General features: G+C 35.3%; 19 protein-coding genes, 1 pseudogene and 1 riboswitch. Of the genes and pseudogenes, 12 read left to right on the forward strand and 8 right to left on the reverse strand.

Going from position 1 to position 17,060, the window contains the following annotated elements; all coding sequences use genetic code 11:
• Window positions 1-157: 157 nt before the first annotated feature.
• A pseudogene (locus IGJ44_RS03795) lies at window positions 158-277 on the reverse strand (transposase); the annotation flags it as partial.
• A 181-nt stretch (window positions 278-458) separates the two neighbouring features.
• Between IGJ44_RS03795 and IGJ44_RS03800 the strand changes: the two are divergent.
• From IGJ44_RS03800 to IGJ44_RS03825, 6 genes are read left to right on the forward strand one after another with little or no spacing between them, the layout of a single operon-like run.
• Window positions 459-683, forward strand: a complete 225-nt coding sequence (locus IGJ44_RS03800) for a heavy-metal-associated domain-containing protein (RefSeq protein WP_002294786.1) — start codon at window positions 459-461, stop codon at window positions 681-683.
• Window positions 684-693: 10 nt separating this feature from the next.
• Complete coding sequence (locus IGJ44_RS03805; protein ID WP_005237583.1) at window positions 694-2,277, forward strand: multicopper oxidase family protein; 1,584 nt, start codon at window positions 694-696, stop codon at window positions 2,275-2,277.
• A gap of 27 nt (window positions 2,278-2,304) precedes the next feature.
• The gene (locus tag IGJ44_RS03810) at window positions 2,305-2,985 is read left to right on the forward strand and encodes a response regulator transcription factor (protein ID WP_002294790.1); all 681 of its coding nucleotides are present in this window, start codon (window positions 2,305-2,307) and stop codon (window positions 2,983-2,985) included.
• Entirely contained in the window at window positions 2,985-4,379 is a 1,395-nt protein-coding gene (locus IGJ44_RS03815) for a sensor histidine kinase (protein WP_430606144.1), read from the forward strand. The genes IGJ44_RS03810 and IGJ44_RS03815 overlap by 1 nt, the downstream gene beginning before the upstream one ends.
• 14 nt (window positions 4,380-4,393) lie before the next feature.
• Window positions 4,394-4,600: a hypothetical protein gene (locus IGJ44_RS03820; RefSeq protein ID WP_002307659.1), complete on the forward strand. Its 207-nt coding sequence runs from the start codon at window positions 4,394-4,396 to the stop codon at window positions 4,598-4,600.
• Between the two features lie 20 nt (window positions 4,601-4,620).
• Window positions 4,621-5,217, forward strand: coding sequence for a YdhK family protein (locus tag IGJ44_RS03825; RefSeq protein ID WP_002316691.1), 597 nt, complete (start codon window positions 4,621-4,623; stop codon window positions 5,215-5,217).
• A 197-nt stretch (window positions 5,218-5,414) separates the two neighbouring features.
• Here IGJ44_RS03825 and IGJ44_RS03830 read toward each other — a convergent pair whose 3' ends face one another.
• Window positions 5,415-5,741 carry a transposase gene (locus IGJ44_RS03830; RefSeq protein ID WP_375354779.1) on the reverse strand — a complete coding sequence of 109 codons (327 nt, stop codon included), beginning with the start codon at window positions 5,739-5,741 and terminating at the stop codon, window positions 5,415-5,417.
• Window positions 5,720-6,400: an IS6-like element IS1216 family transposase gene (locus IGJ44_RS03835; RefSeq protein WP_162985212.1), complete on the reverse strand. Its 681-nt coding sequence runs from the start codon at window positions 6,398-6,400 to the stop codon at window positions 5,720-5,722. Before IGJ44_RS03835 ends, IGJ44_RS03830 begins: the two co-directional genes overlap by 22 nt.
• Window positions 6,401-6,560: 160 nt before the next feature.
• On the opposite strand from IGJ44_RS03835, the gene IGJ44_RS03840 reads away from it, so the two are divergent.
• Window positions 6,561-6,761 (forward strand): LPXTG cell wall anchor domain-containing protein, encoded by a 201-nt coding sequence (locus tag IGJ44_RS03840; protein WP_002337566.1) that lies wholly within the window; start codon window positions 6,561-6,563, stop codon window positions 6,759-6,761.
• A gap of 314 nt (window positions 6,762-7,075) precedes the next feature.
• Here IGJ44_RS03840 and IGJ44_RS03845 read toward each other — a convergent pair whose 3' ends face one another.
• Window positions 7,076-7,159, reverse strand: coding sequence for a type I toxin-antitoxin system Fst family toxin (locus IGJ44_RS03845; RefSeq protein WP_071869432.1), 84 nt, complete (start codon window positions 7,157-7,159; stop codon window positions 7,076-7,078).
• 198 nt (window positions 7,160-7,357) lie between these two features.
• On the opposite strand from IGJ44_RS03845, the gene IGJ44_RS03850 reads away from it, so the two are divergent.
• Window positions 7,358-7,714, forward strand: a complete 357-nt coding sequence (locus IGJ44_RS03850; protein WP_002337567.1) for a helix-turn-helix transcriptional regulator — start codon at window positions 7,358-7,360, stop codon at window positions 7,712-7,714.
• Window positions 7,715-8,093: 379 nt separating this feature from the next.
• On the opposite strand, the gene IGJ44_RS03855 is transcribed toward IGJ44_RS03850, so the two are convergent.
• Complete coding sequence (locus tag IGJ44_RS03855; protein ID WP_002337568.1) at window positions 8,094-8,588, reverse strand: AAA family ATPase; 495 nt, start codon at window positions 8,586-8,588, stop codon at window positions 8,094-8,096.
• A 906-nt stretch (window positions 8,589-9,494) separates the two neighbouring features.
• Here IGJ44_RS03855 and IGJ44_RS03860 point away from each other — a divergent pair.
• The 3 genes from IGJ44_RS03860 (at window position 9,495) to IGJ44_RS03870 (ending at window position 11,415) form a co-directional block, all read left to right on the forward strand.
• Window positions 9,495-9,917: a cupin domain-containing protein gene (locus IGJ44_RS03860; RefSeq protein WP_002307506.1), complete on the forward strand. Its 423-nt coding sequence runs from the start codon at window positions 9,495-9,497 to the stop codon at window positions 9,915-9,917.
• Window positions 9,918-10,000: 83 nt separating this feature from the next.
• Window positions 10,001-10,654, forward strand: coding sequence for an ABC transporter ATP-binding protein (locus IGJ44_RS03865; protein ID WP_002307505.1), 654 nt, complete (start codon window positions 10,001-10,003; stop codon window positions 10,652-10,654).
• On the forward strand, window positions 10,651-11,415 hold the full coding sequence (locus IGJ44_RS03870; protein ID WP_002337614.1) for an ABC transporter permease: 765 nt from the start codon (window positions 10,651-10,653) through the stop codon (window positions 11,413-11,415). The genes IGJ44_RS03865 and IGJ44_RS03870 overlap by 4 nt, the downstream gene beginning before the upstream one ends.
• A 305-nt stretch (window positions 11,416-11,720) precedes the next feature.
• Here IGJ44_RS03870 and IGJ44_RS03875 read toward each other — a convergent pair whose 3' ends face one another.
• Window positions 11,721-12,401 carry an IS6-like element IS1216 family transposase gene (locus tag IGJ44_RS03875; RefSeq protein ID WP_162985213.1) on the reverse strand — a complete coding sequence of 227 codons (681 nt, stop codon included), beginning with the start codon at window positions 12,399-12,401 and terminating at the stop codon, window positions 11,721-11,723.
• Between the two features lie 384 nt (window positions 12,402-12,785).
• A riboswitch (NiCo riboswitch) is annotated at window positions 12,786-12,894 on the forward strand.
• A 130-nt stretch (window positions 12,895-13,024) separates the two neighbouring features.
• Between IGJ44_RS03875 and IGJ44_RS03880 the strand changes: the two genes are divergently transcribed.
• Window positions 13,025-14,884, forward strand: a complete 1,860-nt coding sequence (locus IGJ44_RS03880) for a heavy metal translocating P-type ATPase (protein ID WP_002337545.1) — start codon at window positions 13,025-13,027, stop codon at window positions 14,882-14,884.
• A 422-nt stretch (window positions 14,885-15,306) separates the two neighbouring features.
• Here the strand turns inward: IGJ44_RS03880 and IGJ44_RS03885 are convergent, their stop codons facing one another.
• Together IGJ44_RS03885 and IGJ44_RS03890 are read right to left on the reverse strand one after the other, a co-directional pair.
• Window positions 15,307-15,546, reverse strand: coding sequence for a hypothetical protein (locus tag IGJ44_RS03885; protein ID WP_002316697.1), 240 nt, complete (start codon window positions 15,544-15,546; stop codon window positions 15,307-15,309).
• A gap of 311 nt (window positions 15,547-15,857) precedes the next feature.
• The gene (locus IGJ44_RS03890; protein ID WP_430606146.1) at window positions 15,858-16,538 is read right to left on the reverse strand and encodes an IS6-like element IS1216 family transposase; all 681 of its coding nucleotides are present in this window, start codon (window positions 16,536-16,538) and stop codon (window positions 15,858-15,860) included.
• Window positions 16,539-17,060 lie beyond the last annotated feature (522 nt).

Below are 17,060 nucleotides of genomic sequence, written 5' to 3' on the forward strand. Positions count from 1 at the left end.
AACTCAAAAATCCTTTGGAATCCCAATGTAGGTTTTTGGTATTAGTTGAAATGGATTTTCACTTGGTAGTAGAGGAGGGTAGAGAGGATTGTGAAATTCTTATGTAGAACAATTATTTATTTGAATAGGAGGAAGAACTATCCAAAATAGCAGTTCTAAACTTATATTTCATATTAGGATGCTTATCGAATATCATCATAGCACTTCTACCTGTTAGGATATTCATGAAACTCGAAACCTATGTTTTGGGCGCGATACTTAGCGATATATGTACATGATATGCAATCATACACTAAACAAATCAATCTGTATCTATCCTATATTTAAAAGCTCTAAAACAAACTCTATACATGGTTTCTCCATAAATTTTCCTTATGATACTTGTAAGACAATTCTTAAAAGATTGATTAGATTAGTAAATCCAATATAGGCGACTTTTTTAAGAAAGAAGGAATTTTATGATGAAATATTTGCAAATAGTGGTTATTGACGGAATGAATTGCTCAAGGTGTGCATCAAAAGTAAGAAATGCTTTGGAAGCAGAGCCAACAGTCAGTGTAAAAATAGTTGATTTGGCTAGAGGTACAGTTACTTTCGATGCTGATTCAAAATTAACTTTAACATTCTTAAATCAACTACTAAAAAATACAAAGTATACTGTAACTAGGGATATATCTATATAAGTATAAGTATATGTGGGGGAATCAACACAAAATCTCCACATATTTTTTTTATGGTAACTACATAATAGATATGGGAGATGATGGGTTGAAGAATAATAAATATATTTGGTTAGCAGCAACAATATCAATGTTGACCCTAGGCGGTGTTTTCATATTGATTCAACAGCAGAACAAGGAGGAGCATGCTGAAGTTGTCTTTCAAGAAGAACAACGACAAATCTCAAGTAGAATGTCCAATATGATGGGGGATAATCAAGAAGCTGATTTGAAGGTAGTACACCAAACGGAGAGACAACTATTGATTCCCCCTGTTCTTGAACCATCTTCAAAAAGCAAAGAAAATGTGATATATGATATAGTTGCTCAAAACGGAGAAGTTCAAATAATGGATGGAGAAAAAACTGAAACATTAGGCTATAACGGGGATTTTTTAGGACCAGTTATTAGACTGAAAAAAGGTCAAAAAGTTACTATCAATACAACCAATAATCTTGATGCTAGCACATCTTTTCATTGGCACGGTTTGAAAGTAGCTTCTGATGCAGATGGAGGTCCACATCAGATTATAGAAGCAGGACAGAAAAAAAGTGTAACATTCGAGGTTGATCAAGAAGCTTCTACACTCTGGTTTCATCCCCATCCGGAAGGAGAAACAGCATCTCAAGTTTATAAGGGTTTAGCAGGTTTGATGTATATTGATGATGACAACTCAAAATCATTAGATTTACCTTCCAAATATGGTGTCGACGACATTCCCTTGATTGTGCAAGATAAATCTTTCAGCTCCACTAATCAAATTAACTATGAAAATGATTTTAACTCTGATGGAACAAAAGGGGAGACGTTGCTTACTAATGGCACTATCAATCCATATATTGAGATAAAAAACCGATGGATGAGGTATAGAATTGTTAATGGATCTAATTCAAGAAACTTCACTTTTACTTTGGATAAAGATGAATCATTCTACCAAATTGCTACAGATGGTGGTTTTCTGAATACTTCTGTTAAACTTAGTAAACTACTTTTAGCCCCCGGGGAAAGGGCAGAAATATTAGTGGATACTCAGAATTATAAAAAAGGTGAGGTAATTCATTTACTAGCAAATAATTTGGTTGCCTTGACAATGAGAATTGAGAATACGATAGAAAACAAAGAGTTTACTCCCTCTGATAGTCTAAATACTATTAGTACTTTAGATGAAAAGAAATTGGAAGATTTAGCAAGACAAAGTATTAATTTAAGAGGAATGTCTCACATGGTAAACATCAACAATAAGCAGTTTGATATGGAAAGAATAGATTTATTTAAAAAACTAGATACTCAAGAGATTTGGGAAGTTAACAATACTAATAGTATGATGGGAGGAATGATTCATCCGTTCCATATCCATGGTGTTCAGTTTCAAATTTTATCTAGAGACGGAAATCAGCCCGCACTAAACGAGCAGGGATGGAAAGATACTGTGCTGGTAAATCCGGATGAAACAGTAGAACTTCTTGTGAAATTCGACCATAAGGGTATTTTCATGTATCATTGTCATATATTAGAACATGAAGAGTATGGCATGATGGGACAAATGGAAATTAAATAGAAAATAATTTAAGAAGGATGATTGTCTATGAAAATTCTTATTGTGGACGATGAAGAAAAAATTTTGGAAATTATTGATGCCTATCTAGTTGCTAATCATTATTCAGTTTATAAAGCAATAAGTGGTGCAATGGCATTGGAAAAGTTCGAGAAAAATAATCCTGATTTAGTTGTGTTAGATTTAATGCTTCCGGATACTGATGGATTGACTGTGTGTAGAAAAATCAGAGAAGTATCAAATGTACCAATTATAATGTTAACAGCTAAGTCTGATGAGGATGATATTCTTACTGGTCTCAAGTTAGGTGCCGATGACTATATGATTAAACCATTTAGTCCCAAAGAATTAGTTGCGAGAATACAAACTGTATTGCGCAGAACTGAGACCTTATCAAATCCTAATAAGCTTTCTTCAAGTAATGGGGAATTGATAGTATATCCTGAAAGTCGCCAAGTTTATCTACATCAAGTGGAATTAAACCTCACAACAACTGAATTTGATATTCTACACGCCCTAATATCCACACCTAATAAAGTCTTTTCTCGTAGTGATTTGATAGAGAAAGTTAAGGGAATAGAATTTGATGGACTAGATAGGAGCATCGATTCTCATATAAAAAACTTAAGACATAAAATTGAGAATGATGCTAAATCACCTATGTATATTTTGACAGTCCATGGTACAGGATATAGATTTGGTGGCCACTAATGAGAAAAAGAACGATAAAAACTCAATTAGTTCTTTCCTTTTTAGCAATCGCAACATTAATAATAGGATGGATTAGTTTAGTCGCATTAAGTTTGACGAACAATCATTTTAGTAAATACGTAGAAGAGCGACAAGAAGATTTGTTGAATCAGTATGTATATACAATTGATTTATTGTGGTTAAATAGTGGAGAAACATGGAACAGCGAGGAACTTGCAGCACTATCTGAGAAAGCATTAGAAAATAATATTTATTTTTCTATAGAAGACGAACAAGGCAACATGGTTTGGGAACTTAAAGGAAAAAATTTGAAGTCAGCACAGGACAAACTGAAAAAAAATGCCTTGAAAGTTTCTGAGAAAAAAAGTGTGAAACTAGACGAAACAATAGAAGCGAAAAAGAAGTTAATTAATGATGGAAACGAGTTTGGAAAAGTAACGTTTTATTATTTCGGACCTTTTGCTTATACAGAGCACGATGCCTTGTTTATCTCCAGTATGAAACAAAGTTTAATGTATGTTGCTATTGCAGCTCTTCTTGTATCATTTATACTTGCTTCGTGGATCTCTGCTAGATTAGGATTACCACTAAAGCATGTAAGCGACTTTACACATAAATTAACCCGTGGGGAATATGCTGATAAAATCCCACAAGAAACTTCAATTATTGAAATTAATTCCTTGATTGATTCCCTAAATGATTTAAGTAATCAGTTGGAGAAACAGCATGGACTTCGAAAAAGATTAACTACTGATATTTCACATGAATTAAGAACTCCATTAGCTACCCTCAAAGGCAATGTGGAAGGAATGATTGACGGAGTCTGGAAAATAACTCCCGAGCGCCTACAATCTTGTTATGATGAAATAGATCGTCTAACTCGTTTAATTGGAAATATAGAAGTAATCAACAAAATTGAAGCAAAGTATGATCATTTAAATAAAACTGAGTTTAGCATATATAAGTTGATCGAATCCGTTATTGAAAATTTCTCCAGCAAATTTGAGTCAAAAAACCTTCATGTTGAAATCCAAGGGGATAACATCAATATATTTGCAGATAAAGATAAAATGAACCAAGTTGTTATCAATCTTTTGAGTAATGCTATTAAATTTACGCAAAAGGATGGAACCATTAAGTTTTCTATAAGTAAAAATAAAGACCATGTTCTTTTAATTGTTGAAGACAACGGCATTGGTATAGAAAAAGATCAGCAACTTCATATTTTTGATAGATTTTATATGGCTGACCCCTCCAGAAGTAGAGCTTTAGGGGGGCAAGGTATCGGATTAGCTATTGTAAAGAGCGTTATTGAAGCGCATAAAGGTAGTATAACTGTAAAAAGTAAATTAGGTCTAGGAACTAAATTTGTTATAAAGTTACCATTTCAATAAAGGAGGAGAGTTATTTGTTTCAAAAACAGATAAAAATTGCTAAACTAGTATGTGAATGTTGGGCAAAAAAAATATTTTTTCAACTGATTTCGATAGATAGTGTCGAAAAAGTTCATTTAGATATCTTATCAAATTCTGTAGTAATCTTTTCTAAGAAGGACTTATCAATAGCTACAATTAAAAAAGAAGTTTTTGGATTACAAATTTATGAGATGACCTAAATGTGATTAATTAAAGGAGGATGAAGACAGTGAAAAAGATGACAAAATTAGTATTTGCAAGTCTTGGAATTATTGTATTTTTAGGAGCGTGTAGCAATCAAAGTGAATCGAATAATTCTAAAAGCACAAACGAGGAATCGACTTCTACAGCGTCTAGTGAAATGAATAGTATGGAGGGAATGAATCACGAAGGTATGGTTCCTTCTTCAATGAAAGATGCTGCAAACCCTAAATTCCCGGTGGGAAGTAATGTTATACTGCTAGGCGATCATATGGAAGGGATGAAAGGTGCAAATGCTCAAGTTGTAGGGGCCTTTGATACTACAATGTATGAAGTAAGCTATGAGCCAAAAACTGGGGGACCAATGGTTAACAATCATCGATGGGTAGTACAAGAAGAGTTAAAAGATACTGAGACTGTAGCAAATGAGGGCGATACTGTTATCTTGAATGCCGATCACATGGATGGGATGATGGGAGCTGAAGCAAAAGTAGATAAATCTATTACAGGAACTGTTTACGTTGTTAATTACACTCCAACCGATGGTCAAGAAGAAGTTAAGAATCATATGTGGGTAACTGAAGATGAGATGGAATATGACGAAAATAATGAGTAATTTTATATACTAAACCAATAAGCTGGTACATGGCCTTCGTATTCTCAACATGAGGAATATGAGCTCTTTGTTAATAAGGACTGATGAGTTGTGCAAAATCAAATCTGGGTCAGAACGAACCTCATTCTGGCTCAGATTTTTGGCTCTTCGACATTTAGTGCTGGTAGAGAGACAACTGAAAATTTAGTCATAACCAGTTAGGCAGAGTGCTTAACTGGTTTTTGTTTTACTTGGAAGATCAAGCCTTGAATGAGATAAATTCTTGCTCGAAAGTTGTGGAAATTTCGATAGCCGTAGGCTACTCGTTTTATCACTTTTATCTTATTATTTGTTCTTTCCAATGAACCATTACTATACCTGGGTTTTAAAGCATATTGAATCCCTAATTTGTATTTATTTAAAAACGTCAGCTTCTTACAAAACCATTGTGGAAGGCATTGATCTAAGCGGTTCTGTTGCAAAGTTTTAAATAAAGAATAAAATCCCTTACGGTATCTATGATTTAAGCTGGGATTCCCAATAATACCTTGATTTCAGTACAGACCGAAAACCCGAAGAGAGTGCCTTCTTTTCGGGTTTTCTTATATAATCCTAGAATGTCTTCCATGCCTTTAATCGTGGTAGAGGCAGTGCGTAAACTTCGATAGAATTTATTGCGTCTCTTTACTGGACGATGGTCTTGTTCAATCAAATTATTCAGGTATTTAATGGTACGATGTTCTGTCCCTTGATAAAAGCCGTATTCTTTTAGTTTCTTAAAGGCACTTGTAATAGAGGGGGCTTTATCTGTGACTACAACCTTCGGTTCATCAAACTGCTTCACTAACCGCTTAAGAAAAGCATAGGCTGCTTGTGTGTCCCGTTTTTTACGTAACCAAATATCCAAGGTTAAACCATCTGCATCGATGGCTCGATACAAATAATGCCATTTTCCTTTAATTTTGATGTACGTTTCATCCATTTTCCATGAATAAAAGGATTTTTTATTTTTCTTTTTCCAAATTTGATAGAGTAGTTTGCCATATTCTTGCACCCAACGATAAATCGTCGTATGAGAAACGTTAATGCCACGATCATATAAGATTTCTTGAACTTCACGATAGCTAAGGTTATAACGAAGATAGTAGCCCACGGCTACAATAATCACATCCTGCTGAAATTGCTTTCCTTTAAAAGGATTCATCGTCATTCCTCCTGCTATCTTTTTCTATTATTCTACCTTATTTGATAGTAGATTTAAAACTTTGCAACAGAACCGCTGATTATTTAGCTTATTAACGATAGACTCAATTGGTTTATTGAAACATACGCTACCTAAAAAATAATTAATCGTCAAATGATTTTTGAATATAGGAACAACAAAAAAAGTTGAAGCTAAAGAAATTGGAGCAGACGTTCAAAAAGACGGAACAGTTACAGTTAAAGGTTTAGACGGAAAAATGAAAGTTTTACCAAAAACAGGTGAAACAGCAAATATTGCATTGTCTGTCCTAGGTTCATTAATGGTATTAGGATCAGGAATCATTTTTAAAAAGAGAATTTAAGTAAATTTAAAAGCATGGTCGCAAGTTTCACTAGCAGCCATGCTTTTATTGAATCATTGTAGGACATTTTAAAGATAAAATTGCCCACTTTAAAATTAAACATGTGCTTAGAATCGTTCTAGGCAACACCAATAACAACAGATAGAATCAGCAACTTGGCTTCATTTTGAAATCATGCTATAATGAATGTGCGAAACGAGATAAGTTCTAATGAATAGCACAAAAGCCCAACCTATTGCGAGTAGGTCGGGCTTTTCTTTGCACTTGTTGCGAATACAAGCGTGTGAGTTAGACAGCAACTTGCTTGCTATCGTCTAATCATCTAACCAATGATCAACTAATGTGATTATTAGACCCACTAAAAGTGGTGCGATAACTAACGAGATAATTTGTTCCATGAATAGCACCCCCTTACGGGGCAAGTTGCCGTTAATTAGTATAGCATACTTAATATTCTAAACAGTTGATAAATTAAGATAAAAGCTAAAATCACTAATCACAAGTGATTTGTGATTAATCACTTGTGATTTACAAGGTGTAACGATATAATTAAATGGAAAACGTGCAAAATATTTACATAAACAGGGGGGAGAAACTTGGAACTAGCATTTAGAGAAAACTTAAAAAAGATGAGAGGTACCAAATCAAAAGAAAAATTCTCCCAAGAATTAGAAATGAGTAGATCAAATTATTCACGAATAGAATCAGGAAAATCAGATCCAACCATAAAAACACTAGAACAAATTGCAAAGTTAACTAACTCAACGCTAGTAGTGGATTTAATCCCAAATGAGCCAACAGAACCAGAATCAGAACAAGTAACATTGGATTTAGAAATGGAAGAAGAAATAATCTCAACTCTCCAAAATCCTCAAAATACCGCTATATCAAGCCATTTCCAGCCTCTACTTTTCCACCCTTGTTATCAATCCCACCAACTCGATGTGGCTTGAGAGGACAGAATGAATGTCATTTGAGTATGTTCGTTCTCGGAAACATATTCACTGCGTTTTTAGCACCATCGGTAGACGGGAACATATCCATTCATGATAAAAAATAACGTGTCTAATTGCATAATCATGATTGAGTAGAGTTGTCAAAAGAATAAACATAACGTATTTCAGTAAGTTTTTTTCCTGTAATTTCAATAATGCATTCATCGTCTTCATTGCATCGCCACTTATTCTTCCGGCTGAATCAATACTACCCCCTGCTCTGAGATGACAATAATGATATCACCTGAAGCTGGTATCCCCTTGTTGGAAGTATATCTTTCAAAAAATTTGACAAAACTTATCATCTAGTACAATTTCCATGCCTAAAACCACAATATTAATATCCCTCGACTACTATAACTTCACCTTCTTCATCAGTTGGGGGTTGAAAATGATCATAATAAGTGGAAGCTGTTTGCTCCGTCAATATGATATCATTTTGATGATTTCCGTTTCTTTTTCGAATACGTTCCATAACAACTTCCTTAGGTGTCTTTATATAATAGATTTTGGGTTCTATGTCGTATTTCTTTAATAATGAAATATATTCATTTCTCATTTCTCTAGACCAAAATGAATAATCGAGAACAATATCAATGTTTTGCATGATAAGTGAAATTAGTTTTTCATCAAGATAGGTTTTAATATCTTCTAAAACCTCCTGAGGTAAAGGATGTTCATTCAAACCTCGTTTGAATGATTCTTCATCATAAGATAGTATTGTCATCCCGGTACTTTCAAATTTTTTTGCTAGTGTTGATTTACCTGCTCCCGCAGGGCCGCACATTAAAATAACTTTACTTTTCGACAAATTATCTACTGTATTTTTCATTGATATAACCTCCTATAACAAACCAAGAAAACATGACACTCTCCTTAAGCATTATTACTATTCACTCTTTTCATGATTTCCTGTACTATTGATGTTTTAGCATTCGCATAGTGCTGGACATGCCTCCATTTATGCATTGGCACTTAATCTCTTATTACTGGAGTTAAATTCATATGATTTTTAATCTGCAAAAAAGTTTATAGCACCGTCGCTTATACCAGAAAATATAACAAACGCCGCATTGTTTTTTGTGCACTTTAATAATCTATTCAACTAAGGAATTAAGCTGGCTGTCAAGAGAGTAATATCGTATCGAATCTCAGGTGGAAATTTTCTGCGGTATCTTTTTTGACTGAAATGACATTAGTGTTTTTTGGGGATTGTGTATGTAAGTATTTTTTAAAATCATTTTAACAAGTTTTGGACAAAAATTCTCATGAAAAAACAGAATTTAAATAGCATGATAAATTAGAGAAGATAGTTTAATGTGCTTATAGGAACACCCCACTTTTACAGTCACAATCAATAACCTTGCTACTTTCTTTCGAAATTGATAAGAGTCTAAAGGATTGACAACGCTTGATAGTGAGCATAAACTTAATGTACGCTAGTTAGTTTACAAGTGCAAACTAAAAAAGTATGATGTGTCGTCTCTGAAATTCTCCCTGATTCAAGTCATAACCAGAGTACATATCGATTATTTTTTGATTCCATATTTTTTCCTTTATGTGCTGAGGATTAAGGGGTACCAATTGTAATTGCGCATTATATGGTCTTTGTTTAGAATCGCTCTCCAAAAAGCCAATTTTTTTGCATAGAATTTTAGATGTGGTACCATTAATTAGAATTATTATAAATAAGAAGTAGGTATCATTGTTTCAGTACAAAGACTAGGAGGAATGGAAGATGGAAATAGACTACAAGGATCATGGGAAGAAGCCGTATATCATTAATATTGAAGACGCCACCACAGGAAATGATAATTACCGGACGACCATTTGGACAGGCAGTAAACTGCAAGTCACCGTAATGTCCATTCAACCGGGCGATGACATCGGTTTGGAAGTGCACGAAGGCATTGACCAATTTATCCGTATTGAAGAAGGAGAAGGCGTGTGTAAAATGGGGCCTTCTAAAGATAACTTACATGTTCAACAAAAAGTGATGGATGATGACGCCGTATTTGTTCCGGCGGACATGTGGCACAACATCGAAAACACCGGTGATAAGCCGCTCAGACTGTATACCATTTATGCTGGTCCAGATCACCTTGAAGGAACGGTTCACCCTACTCATGAAGACGCCAAAAACGATCCAAACGAACACTGAGGTACACTAGGATGAAACAAAAGCCCTGCACCCGTATGGATGGTCCACTGGTGCAGGGCTTTTTTATAAAGGAGAGAAGTGGTATGAGTGATTCATTGTTTCAATTAGAGAAGGTTGGTTTTCAGGCAAACGGAAACCAAATCCTTCAAGATATCTCTTTTACAGTAAACAAAGGGGAAGTGATTGTTTTTTCTGGTCCTTCTGGAAGTGGAAAAAGTACCCTTTTGAAATTAATTGGTACGCTGCTTTCCCCAACTTCCGGAAAAATTTATTATCGAGGTACGGATCTGCAAAAAATCGATCCTGTGGAGTATAGAAAAGAAGTCTCTTATTTCTTTCAAAACGCTTCTCTATTCGATGAGACAGTTCAAGAGAACTTGTCTTTTCCTGCCCGCATAAGAGAAGAAGGATTTGATCGGGAACGTGCAAAAAAATTGTTAGAACGAGTTCAAATACCTGAAACTTACTTATCGAAAGAGGTCAAGGAACTATCAGGAGGGGAAAAACAACGGGTTGCATTGGTCCGAAATTTGATGTATCAACCGAAAGTGTTGCTCCTGGATGAAGTTACCAGTTCATTGGACCAAGAAAACAGAGCGATTGTCCTTGATTTAGTCCGAGACATGATGAAAGACCAACAAACTACGGTGTTGGCCGTCACTCACAACCAGGAAGAAATCGACCAAGCTTCTCGTCTGATTACTATCAAAGGTGGAAAAATGGAGGAATCGAAATGACAAACAATTTGGAAATCAGTAATCTTTCTTTGCTTTTATCCTCTGTCCTCTTGATAGTTGCCTTGTTGATTGATTACAAAGAGAAATTGGGATTAGGAAACGACATTTTTATTGCGGGAATTCGCGCTGTCGTTCAATTATTCCTTATTGGATATGTATTGAGCTACGTATTACGAGTGGATAACAACTTTCTCACTTTAGCGATGGTTTTGTTCATTGTGTTCAACGCTTCTTATAACGCCCATACACGCAGTGAGGGGATCAACCGCTCTTTTAAAATTTCAACGACGGCTATTGGAGTAGGAACAGCCTTGTCCTTACTCATTCTTGTTTTTTCAGGAGTCATTGACTGGTCCCCTTCCCAAATCGTTCCAATTACAGGCATGATTGCCAGCAACGCCATGACTGCGATTGGAGTGACCTATCGGTCTTTGAATTCAAAATTTACGGACCAACGCCAACAGGTATTGGAAAAATTGGCATTGGGAGCCAATAAAAAACAAGCGTCCATGAGTATTGTAAGAGAAAGCGTCAAAACGGGCATGGCTCCTTCAATTGACCAAACAAAAACGGTTGGACTTGTCAGCCTACCAGGTATGATGTCAGGGTTGGTTTTTGCGGGAATTGATCCTGTTCAAGCGATTCGTTACCAAATTGTTGTGATGTTTATGTTGATTTCAGTTACTGCGATTTCTTCGTTTATTGCTAGTTATATGGCTTACCGTGAGTTTTATAACAATCGCAGTCAATTAATTATATGATTTGGGATGATACACTACTCTTAAAACCAGTGGTTACAATTTTATGTAGTTAAAAGAAGACCTCACGAGAATAATTGCAAAAAGAACTTCATTTTTTAAGGAAGAAGGATATTTTTGTCATCGAATCTTTGGAACGACTAGGGCGAAACTATGATGAAATTTTTTATATAGTGCAGCAACTGGATTAAAAGGATATCGGACTGATTGTTTTGAACATGCCTATCCTCAACCAATGAGAACTTTCGACGAACGGTTCTGTTGCAAAGTTTTAAATAAAGAATAAAATCCCTTACGGTATCTATGATTTAAGCTGGGATTCCCAATAATATCTTGATTTCAGTACAGACCGAAAACCCGAAGAGAGTGCCTTCTTTTCGGGTTTTCTTATATAATCCTCGGATGGCTTCCATGCCTTTAATCGTGGTAGAGGCAGTGCGTAAACTTCGATAGAATTTATTGCGTCTCTTTACTGGACGATGGTCTTGTTCAATCAAATTATTCAGGTATTTAATGGTACGATGTTCTGTCCCTTGATAAAAGCCGTATTCTTTTAGTTTCTTAAAGGCACTTGTAATAGAGGGGGCTTTATCTGTGACTACAACCTTCGGTTCATCAAACTGCTTCACTAACCGCTTAAGAAAAGCATAGGCTGCTTGTGTGTCCCGTTTTTTACGTAACCAAATATCCAAGGTTAAACCATCTGCATCGATGGCTCGATACAAATAATGCCATTTTCCTTTAATTTTGATGTACGTTTCATCCATTTTCCATGAATAAAAGGATTTTTTATTTTTCTTTTTCCAAATTTGATAGAGTAGTTTGCCATATTCTTGCACCCAACGATAAATCGTCGTATGAGAAACGTTAATGCCACGATCATATAAGATTTCTTGAACTTCACGATAGCTAAGGTTATAACGAAGATAGTAGCCCACGGCTACAATAATCACATCCTGCTGAAATTGCTTGCCTTTAAAATGATCTATCTTGATTCCTCCAAGCTATCTTTTCCATTCATTTTACCTTACAACAGAGGGAGAACAGGAGTGAACACATGGGTGATTTATTAAAAAAAAAGAATTGATGCAATTATTAGAAATTTACCAAAAAATGGGAGAAGAATATCAAAAATTATTTAAAAAAGTGGAAATAAAACTTTATGAACTAACTAAGGAAGCATACATTTCCTAGACTTCGATCCGCCACAAAGCTTATGGCTGCGATTGCTATTCTACCCTGTTCAAATAATGGAAAAGCGATTTGAAATTCAAAAAAAATTTGTTATAATAGTCACATGAGAATCAATGAAGCATATTAAAACTAAATAATGAAAGCTTTGGAATATAACAGATTTTGTTTGTTGGTTATATTCATTGTGATCTGAACAGGCGGTGGACATATAAAAGGTCCATGCAGCCGGGCTGCAATTTTTGCGGCAGCAGAGTATGTAAATAATAAGGGCATACCTGTGGGACAGTTAATTCTGTTCTATAGGTGTGCCCTTTTTTATATATATATTTCTAAATAAAGGGGAGTGAAAAGATGAGATGAAATGGATTTGTAATAATTGGTAAGCAAAAAAACAAAAAATAAGAAAGAGGTTTTAGAAATGGTTGAGTATCTAACAAAAAGTAGGCAAGGACAATTTTTAGTTGTCGGTGTTTTATTTACAATCTTAGGGTTTATCTTTATCCCACTAAATGATGCATACAGTTCCATACTATTTTATATTTCAATTTTCTTTTTAGGCTTCTATGCGGCAAAACATGCTGTTGTTGAAACGATTAAAGATCGCTCACCAAATGTCGACCTATTAATGGTTTTGGCAGCAGTTGGTGCAGTAATCATTGATTTTGAGTCTGAAGGAGCGGCGTTGCTATTGATTTTTGCTGCTGCAGAAGTTTTGGAAGATTATGCAACGAACAAATCCACCAGCGCGATTTCAGAATTAATGGCGCAAGTACCCGACACAGCCCAAGTGCTAAAAGAAAATGGGGATGTAGTGGTTACCCCTACGAAAGAGTTAGTTATTGGGGACATTGTCGTGGTATCGAAAGGTGGTCAAATCCCTATTGATGGCTTGATCGACCGAAATGCAATCGTGAATGAAGCGGCTTTAACGGGTGAGTCTGTCCCAGTAGAAAAAGAGTTAAAGGAGGAAGTTTTTGCCGGAACGATTAATGAAGGAAATGTTTTTCATATAGAAGTAAACAAGACACTGAATCAAACCATGTTTTCCAATATTATCCGGATGGTTGAAGAAGCACAAAACAAACCTTCTCGAATCGCAAAGTTTATAGACCGTATTGAAAGTAAGTACGTGATTGGCGTTTTAATTATCATACCTATTTTCATCTTCTTTCTATATTATTTCCTAAGCCTACCATTAGAAGAAGCATTTTATCGTGGAATGGTACTTTTAACAGTGGCTAGTCCATGTGCATTGATGGCATCAGCTACACCGGCTACGTTAAGCGCGATAAGTAATGGAGCCAAAAACGGTATCTTATTTAAAGGTGGAGCCGCAATGGAAGCGTTAAGTACAATGAATATTTTGTATACAGATAAGACCGGAACATTGACGTATGGCGACTTCCAAGTGGTCGATTATCATTTGGACCAAGAGCTGTTAAAAGAAGTCATTTATATGGAGCAACAATCCAGTCACCCAATCGGAAGAGCAATTGTTTCTGCCTTTAAAGAGATTAACTTAGCACAAGTGAATCAAGCGGAATCGATTGAAGAAATTGCTGGTTCGGGAATTAAAAAAGGGGCAATCCTAGTTGGAAAACCGGATGCATTTAAGCAATATGATAAATTTGATCAGTTTGAAAAGCTACTGGAAAAAGGCGATACGACCATATTTGTAGCGAAGGGAAATGAAGTCGTCGGTTACTTCTCACTCCGGGATCGAATTCGTCCGCAGTCAGCGAGTACGGTTGCGGATTTCCAAAAAGAGGGCATCAAGGTTTATCTTTTAACGGGAGATAACGAAAAGGTTGCGGCACAGGTTGCAAAGGAAGTAAAGGTAGATGACTATATTTCTTCCATGTTACCGGAAGATAAAATAGATTTTGTCTTAAAAAGCCAAGGAAAAGAAGAAGTTGTTGGGATGATTGGCGATGGGATCAATGATGCGCCCGCGCTAGCGAATGCAGATATCGGAATTGCGATGGGAAGTGGCTCGTCAGTCGCAATGGAATCCTCTGATGTCGTTGTAGTGAAGAATGATTTGTCTAAATTGTTTTATAGCTATCAGCTAAGCAAGAAATTAAATAAAATCATTATTCAAAATGTCATTTTCTCCATCGCTGTTATTGTCAGCTTGATTACTTTAAATATGTTCGGCGTTCTGGGACTTCCTTTAGCAGTACTATTCCATGAGGGCTCCACAATCCTCGTCATCTTAAACGGCTTGCGGTTGTTAGGGTCCGAAAAAACAAAAGCGGAATTAAGTGGTGCTTATTAGACTGCATCATGATATTAGCTGAAAGGGTGAGCGAATATCTACAGCTTTTTAAATTTGTATCTGTAGGGAATGAAGCTTACCCTTGGCGAAAGCCTAAATCGTCAAAAAAGCTGATAATTTCTGAACAGAAATTATCAGCTTTATCTATTTTAAATACATGCTAAAAATCGTTTATTCAAACTTGATTGTCATCAATTATTAAAAACAATAAAGGAGCTATCATAGAGTTATACGAAAGAGTAAAACAAAAAAGACCGCGCAGTGAAAAACTATTTTCGAAGGAAAACCACTTCTTGATGAGGATCAATTCTTAATCTGATTCAATCCAGTAGACTTACATTACAAACAACAAACAGGAGGAAAAAATCATGCAAAGGTGTATTTTAGGAAAGAAAAATCAAATCACCGTCATCAGTGGCATATTAATCGTAATAATTTCCTTCGTTATCGATGGCCTCGATTTGGATGGCAACGGACTTATTTTTTAATCTAGCCACTTGAAGCACCTCGCCAATCTCTTGTTCGGACATTTGGGGCTTTGGGGAATTGATGTGAGCCAATCCTTTTTGAATTTTTTCCTGTTCAGCTGTGTGTTCAGATAAGAAAAAGCCCGCCCATTTTTTCATACCCCGGTCTTGATATTCGTCATTCAAATATTTCATGGATAATCACTCCTTTAGAACCATTATAAGAACAAGTGTTCGTTTTGTGAAGGGGGACAAGGAGTAAATGTCCTGATTTTTTTTATCAGCGACTTTCATTTACTGATGAAAAGAGAGAATAATAACAAAAGCAGGGAAAAGAAAAACTCCTATAATCGCAATCGTTTTTCCTTAAAAGACAAGAGTATGGAGTGCTTTTTTCAAAAGCATATCTATTGAAACCATTTTTTCGTTTTGTGTCGCCATACGCCCTGAACGGTTCTGTTGCAAAGTTTTAAATAAAGAATAAAATCCCTTACGGTATCTATGATTTAAGCTGGGATTCCCAATAATACCTTGATTTCAGTACAGACCGAAAACCCGAAGAGAGTGCCTTCTTTTCGGGTTTTCTTATATAATCCTAGAATGTCTTCCATGCCTTTAATCGTGGTAGAGGCAGTGCGTAAACTTCGATAGAATTTATTGCGTCTCTTTACTGGACGATGGTCTTGTTCAATCAAATTATTCAGGTATTTAATGGTACGATGTTCTGTCCCTTGATAAAAGCCGTATTCTTTTAGTTTCTTAAAGGCACTTGTAATAGAGGGGGCTTTATCTGTGACTACAACCTTCGGTTCATCAAACTGCTTCACTAACCGCTTAAGAAAAGCATAGGCTGCTTGTGTGTCCCGTTTTTTACGTAACCAAATATCCAAGGTTAAACCATCTGCATCGATGGCTCGATACAAATAATGCCATTTTCCTTTAATTTTGATGTACGTTTCATCCATTTTCCATGAATAAAAGGATTTTTTCTTTTTCTTTTTCCAAATTTGATAGAGTAGTTTGCCATATTCTTGCACCCAACGATAAATCGTCGTATGAGAAACGTTAATGCCACGATCATATAAGATTTCTTGAACTTCACGATAGCTAAGGTTATAACGAAGATAGTAGCCCACGGCTACAATAATCACATCCTGCTGAAATTGCTTTCCTTTAAAATGATTCATCGTCATTCCTCCTGCTATCTTTTTCTATTATTCTACCTTATTTGATAGTAGATTTAAAACTTTGCAACAGAACCAATTGAACTCACATAAAAAACATCTAAACCAAAATATCTACAAGCTTGGAAAGGATAATAGGTTGTTATTAAAAATAATTTTTATTCCTGAATAATTCATAGCTTTAATTCTTTGACAAATCATATTCTTACAAATTAGACAAGAGAAAATAAATATTCCATATCTACTTTATTGGATCCATAACATGACTAAATTCTGAATACTTTTTAAAGCTTATCATTTGGTAAAACTGAATATAAGTTAATGATATAGACTGAAAATTTTGAATTTTCAGAATATAATAACTTAAAAGTACTGACAAAATTTTTTAAAGGGACAATATTAATGTTCTGAGATAATCAAATCTTACCGAAAATATCAAAACCCTAATGTGACACAATCAGATTCTGTCACATTCGTTAAAATCGCTCCATCCTTAGAGGCTCTAAGAGGAAATCACTTTTCTTT

It is taken from the genome of Enterococcus sp. DIV1368d (genome assembly GCF_050542975.1).
In the GTDB taxonomy this organism is placed as follows: domain Bacteria; phylum Bacillota; class Bacilli; order Lactobacillales; family Enterococcaceae; genus Enterococcus_D; species Enterococcus_D casseliflavus.